The organism is Armatimonas sp. (assembly GCF_043760365.1).
Lineage (GTDB): Bacteria > Armatimonadota > Armatimonadia > Armatimonadales > Armatimonadaceae > Armatimonas.
Map to the genome: position 1 here is coordinate 1 of NZ_JAYUPA010000264.1, position 5,647 is coordinate 5,647.

General features: G+C 60.2%; 5 protein-coding genes and 1 pseudogene. 4 read left to right on the forward strand and 2 right to left on the reverse strand.

What is annotated here, in order from left to right; all coding sequences use genetic code 11:
• Positions 1-486 (forward strand): DUF6784 domain-containing protein (locus tag ACH2EH_RS06365; protein WP_395140015.1); only part of this gene is annotated, 486 nt, incomplete at its 5' end.
• A 12-nt stretch (positions 487-498) separates the two neighbouring features.
• Here ACH2EH_RS06365 and ACH2EH_RS06370 read toward each other — a convergent pair.
• Positions 499-1,830: an ATP-binding protein gene (locus ACH2EH_RS06370; RefSeq protein ID WP_395140017.1), complete on the reverse strand. Its 1,332-nt coding sequence runs from the start codon at positions 1,828-1,830 to the stop codon at positions 499-501.
• A 98-nt stretch (positions 1,831-1,928) separates the two neighbouring features.
• On the opposite strand from ACH2EH_RS06370, the gene ACH2EH_RS06375 reads away from it, so the two are divergent.
• From ACH2EH_RS06375 to ACH2EH_RS06385, 3 genes are all read left to right on the forward strand, one after another.
• A complete protein-coding gene (locus tag ACH2EH_RS06375; protein WP_395140019.1) occupies positions 1,929-3,260 on the forward strand; it encodes a Gfo/Idh/MocA family protein in 1,332 nt (443 codons plus the stop codon).
• Positions 3,261-3,263: 3 nt separating this feature from the next.
• Positions 3,264-4,184 (forward strand): sugar phosphate isomerase/epimerase family protein, encoded by a 921-nt coding sequence (locus tag ACH2EH_RS06380; protein WP_395140021.1) that lies wholly within the window; start codon positions 3,264-3,266, stop codon positions 4,182-4,184.
• 61 nt (positions 4,185-4,245) lie between these two features.
• Positions 4,246-5,148, forward strand: coding sequence for a diacylglycerol/lipid kinase family protein (locus ACH2EH_RS06385; protein WP_395140023.1), 903 nt, complete (start codon positions 4,246-4,248; stop codon positions 5,146-5,148).
• Here the strand turns inward: ACH2EH_RS06385 and ACH2EH_RS06390 are convergent.
• A pseudogene (locus ACH2EH_RS06390) lies at positions 5,145-5,647 on the reverse strand (hypothetical protein); the annotation flags it as partial. The gene ACH2EH_RS06385 and the pseudogene ACH2EH_RS06390 overlap by 4 nt on opposite strands.

The window sequence follows — 5,647 nt, forward strand, 5'->3', positions numbered from 1 at the left end:
GCGATTGCCATCGCCACCGTGATGGGGTTGATTTCGTCGTTTACCATCGCCCTGATGCTCTGGCACGGCTACGGCGCGGAGGCCAAGACCGATGCCTGGCGCACCAGCATGGGCCGTCAGCCGTTTGAGAACTTGGTGGCTCTGCTGCGTAACCCCACCGCTCCTGATCTGCGTGGCCTAGCGGCGATTGGTTTTGGCTTCGCCTTCACCGGCGGCATGATGTTCCTGCGGGCACGGTTTCTGTCGTGGCCACTACACCCAGTTGGTTACGCCATGGCCAACACCAACACGATGACCAGCACCTGGCTCCCCTTTCTGATCGCGTGGCTCCTAAAAATCTTAGTCCTGCGCTACGGCGGTGCGGATACCTACAAAAAATTCGCCCCGTTTTTCCTAGGGCTCATCGCGGGAGACTTGCTGGGCGGCGGGCTTACCACAGCGTGGGGTGCCCTCTCGGGAATCAATGTCTATCCCATCAACTGGTAGCGTGGGGAGTTGTCACCCAGGAGACTCGGGTGAGGGCGGAACGGGGGGTACTGTAATGATAAAAGTCGAGCCTTTACCAACCACGCTAACAGCATCAATTTCCCCCCCGTGCTCACGCGCCACCCGCGCAGCGACACTGGTTCCCAGACCAGTCCCCCCCACTTTGGTGGAGATCGCCTCTTTGGTAAAGAGCTTCTTGAGTATTTCCTCGGGGATACCTCGCCCCGTGTCCTCGACTTCGACGGTGAGGAAGTTGCCAGGAGTGTTCGGGCCACGCGTCCGCACAGTCACCCTACCTCCTGGCGGGGTCTCCGGGAGCGCGTTGTTTACCAGGTTGTAGAGACAATCGAAGAAGCGGTCGTAGTCGAAAAGCGTGTTCGGGAACGCGGGATCAAGGGCGGTCTTGAGGCTCAAGCCCTTGTCTTTAGCGGTGCGCACCAGAGTCTTGACCACATCGTTGACCACATCGTTGAGGTTGCCTTCCTCAAAGATCGGGGGAGGCAGTGTCCCCTTGACCATCCCCGCAATGTACGCAGTGCGCCGCCGAACCCGCTTGGCCGCCGTGAGGAGGTCATCGAGCAGCCAGGTGTAAAGACTCCCGACACCCGCCGTCGCATCGTTGACTTCCGCTCCCCAGGTATGCTCTGGAGCGCACTTGCCTACGGTCGCCGCGACCTGCTCAAACATATCATCAAGCATCGGCTGAAGTGTCAGGACACCGGTCTCAATCGGGGTCATCATGTTCTTGATGTCATGAGCGATCTCCCCCACCCGGTTGCCGATCTCCGCGTTGCGCTGTGCCTCTAAAAGCTGGGCATGCTCAATCCCCGTGGCGGCCTGAGCACAAAGCACTTCTAGAACCTCAAGATCGTGCTGCGTGAAGGGAACGGTTGGGTTCATCACCTGCATCACCCCAATGGGCGAGCCGCTGGTACGCTTCACAGGAACCGTCATCATCGAGCGAACAGGGTAGCCAGGAATAGGAGTATGGTTGGGATCCTTGGTAACGTCCGCGACGAGCTCCGCACGCCCACTCTGGAACACAATACCAGCGCGTCCCTGCGAGGCGGGCATGGACTTGCCAATGAGCTCACTCGCCATGGGACCGATCACGTAACGGAAAACAAGGGTATTCGTAGGGCGGTCGTAGAGGTAGACGGTTCCCGCATCGGCGCGGAGCACCTCCAGGGCAATCTCCAGGGTTGCTTGCACCATTGCCTCAACACTGGGATGTGAGAAGAGAGCATCGCTGGTACGACGGATCGCCTCGATCTGCCTCTCGCGATGCTCGAGGTGCCCCTGCATCTCCTCTGGCGATAATTTACCCGTCTCCACGTTTTTCATCTAGCTGTCCTATGGTAGCCCATAGAGACTGTTGTGTCAATCACGCAGGAAAACCTGGTAGCACTACCGAATCTGCTTGCCGGAGGATAGTGAAAGACGTGAGTGATTCCATAACGCGACGGGGCCTGCTTGCCCGTGCCACAACAGGATTCTTTATGACAGCGGTGCCCGAGTGGGCGGAGGCTCGGGAGCAAACCGTGGCCTCACCTCGGCGGACAATCGGCCCCAACGACAAGATCCGGATGGGCTTGATTGGCGCAGGCGGTAGTAAAGGCGGCTTTCGTCAAGGCCTGGGCGATATGCGGGGGATTTCCGCTCAGCCCGGCGTTGAGGTCGTGGCGGTCTGTGATGTGGACCTGACCCACCTGGAAGAAACGGCCAATGTCTTTGGAGGCAAGGATAAAGGCGTCGCTAAGTACGTTGACTTCCGTTATTTACTCGATCGACAGGATATTGATGCCGTGGTGATCGGGACCCCGGACCACTGGCATGCCATTGTTGCCAGCATGGCCATGAAGGCGGGTAAGGATGTCTACTGCGAGAAGCCGATGACCCTGCGCCTAGGCGAGGGTAAGGAGCTGGTTAAGATCGCACGCAAGATGGACACGGTCTTCCAGACGGGAAGCCAGCAGCGCTCCGATGATAGGTTCCGGCTCGCCTGTGAGCTGGTGCAAAATGGCCGTCTTGGCAAACTAAAACGCGTCGTGGCGCATCTGCCCGCAGGCCGCGAGCAAGGCCCCTTTGAGGTGCGCGATGTGCCGGAGGATCTTCTTTACGATATGTGGCAGGGACCCGCCCCCGAGCGGCCCTATGTCAAGGACCGCATCCATGGAAACTTCCGCTACTGGTTTGAGTACAGCGGCGGCATGATGACCGACTGGGGTGCCCACCACTTAGATATCTCGCAGTGGGGCCTGGGCCGTGATGGCGATGGCCCGGTTAAGGTCAGCGCCAAGGCTAGGGTTCCCAAAGAGGACCCAACCCACTGCTCCTACACCACCGCCGTTGACTTTGAGGTTACCTACACCTACGCCGACGGCGTGGAGCTTGTCGCTAGCAGTCAGGGGGAAAACGGAGTGCACTTCTACGGCGAGAACGGCAGCTGGATCTTCGTCAGCCGTGGCCAGATCGGGGCCAGTGATCCCAAGCTACTCACGGACCCACTGCCCGCCAATGCCAAGAAACTCTATGTCTCCAAGAGCCACCACGGCAACTTTGTAGACTGTATCCGCACTCGCAAGCGCCCCATCTGTGATGTGGAGATCGGTCATCGGAGTGTGAGTGTCTGTCATCTAGGCAATGTCTGTATTCGCCTCGGTGGCGGCGAGCTTCTCTGGAATCCCAAGAAAGAGGAGTTTGTCGGCGGCGAGAAAAAGAATGAGGCCAACGCCCTGCGCACTTACCGCTACCGAGGCGGCTGGACACTATAACCTATGCCAACCCTTCTCGAAGAGAGGCCGATGGTAGCAACGGAAGGGGTGACTTCACCCTTTCCTGAGCTTCTGGAGTCGCCGTCGTTTCCCTTTCGTTTCTGCTTCAATACCAGCACGGTTCGCAAGCATAAGCTCCCTCTGCCTGACTTGTGCCGCCTCGCCGCCGCAGCGGGCTACGATGCCATCGAGCCGTGGATGGACGAGCTGGAGCGCTTTGTCGCCGAGGGCGGCAGTCTCTCGGATTTGCGCAGTGAGCTACTGGATATCGGTCTGACGGTGGAGTCCGCCATCGGGTTCTTCGACTGGATCAACGACGACGACGAAAAGCGCGAGGCGGGCCTTGTGCAGGCGCGGCACGACATGCAGCTTCTCGCCCGGCTAGGGGGGCGACGGATCGCCGCGCCGCCGTTTGGAGTGCACACGCCGGGCAGTCCGAAGATAGAGCTACTCCCTTCGGCGGAGCGCTACCGGGCGCTCTGCGTGCTGGGTGAGGAACTCGGGGTGGTGCCCATGGTAGAGGTATGGGGGTTCTCCGCCAACCTCAACAGGCTCGGGGAGGCGGCGCTGATCGCGGTGGAGTCTGGGCACCCGGATGCCTCGATTCTCTGCGATGTCTACCATCTCTACAAAGGCGGCTCGCCCATTGACGGCCTGACACTACTCTCCGGCAATCGCCTGCCTGTCTTCCATGTCAACGACTATCCCGAGATCGCTCCCGATCAAATCACAGATGCCGATAGAGTCTATCCCGGCGATGGTGTCGCGCCTCTGCGGCGTATCCTGCGCAACTTAGACTACAGTGGCTTCCGTGGCTTTCTCTCCCTGGAGCTTTTCAACGAAAGCTACTACCAGGAAGACCCGCTCTCGGTGGCGAAAACGGGTCTGGGAAAACTCAAGCGCGTGGTCGAGGACGCACTCTAGCACCTTAGACTTTGCTGATTTCCCTGGAACCTTGATGGAGTTCTAAACGTACGCTACTTTTATGGCGATCTTTCTTCTCTCAAACCCGAGCTCGGGAGGCACGGGCAGTGGTGCTTGGCTGGAGGCAGCGCGACGGCGCTTGGGTGAGCGGCTGGGACGCTGGACGGAAGTGACTCTGCGGCCCGGTGAAAATATTACGGCTCTCACTCAGGAGCTTCTCCCCGAAGCGACCACACTCTTTGTGGCGGGCGGTGATGGGACGGTTCGGGCGGCGGCGCAGGCGCTTCAGGGCACCGATATTCCTCTTGCGATCCTGCCCACGGGTACGGTCAATGTCTTAGCGCGAGAGCTGGGAGTTCCTCTCCTTGATCCTCTCGCAGCCGTAGATCTCGGGCTCAGTGGTGAGGAGCGCCGGATTGATCTGGGAATCTGCAACGGGGAGACATTTCTGCTGGTCTGCTCGGGCGGCGTGGACAGTGCGACCGTGGGCCAGGTCAATGAGAATCTGAAGAGTGCTGTCGGGGCAACCGCCTATGCCTTTGCCGCCGTCGGGGCGCTGGCGACGTTCACCCCCCATGCGGTGCGCGTCACCATTGACGGCAACGCGCTCCCCGAGACCGATGTCTTTCTGGTCGCCGTCAGCAATACATCGCTCTACGGTGGCGACCTGAAGCTCCTGCCCGACGCCAGTATCGACGACGGGCTGCTCGACATTGTGCTCTTTACGGCTCCGAATCTCCCGGCGGCCGTCAGAAACGCCGCATTTTTACCCCAGCTCGCCGACATGGCTCTCGGGCGGCACTCCCAGAGTGATAGTGTCTGGATCTTCCAGGGGAAGCACATCACCCTGGAAGCCGACACGCCCCTGACACTCCAGCGCGACGGTGACCTGGGCAGCAGCACCCCCGCCACTTTCAGCGTCGCCCCCCACGCCCTACGCGTCAAAGCTCCTCGACGGTTCTAGGCTTCCGCCAGAAACGCCTCCCGGCAGGCGGTGAGGTGTGCGGGCTTTTTCCCAAAGCGCTCCTCATAGGCGGCCATCGTCGGGAGAAGCCGCGCGTCCCACTTCACGGCAGCCCCAACAGCGATCATCGAGAGCTTATGCACCAGAAAGGGGTTCTTCATGCGCAACAGCGTGAGCCTGGCAAATGCCTCGGCGTCGGCTTTCTCCAGCGGGGGGCAAATCGCGGGAAGAATCTCGTCCACTAAGAGCGACTCCAGCCACGGGCCGAGCTCAGGGTGCTCCAGTGCCTCGCGCACGGTCGTGACACCGTACTTGCTCGGGCCGATGCTGGCCATCGCGGTATGCAACCCATTCAGAATCCGCACTTTTCGCATCGCAAAACGCTCAATACTCTCCGCCACCACGATATCGCCAGGATTTGCAGCGGCGAGTGTGCCTAGCGCCCCGACACTCTCTCCCTGAATCGCCCAGAACGTGTAGGGCTCGACAATCGCGGCCA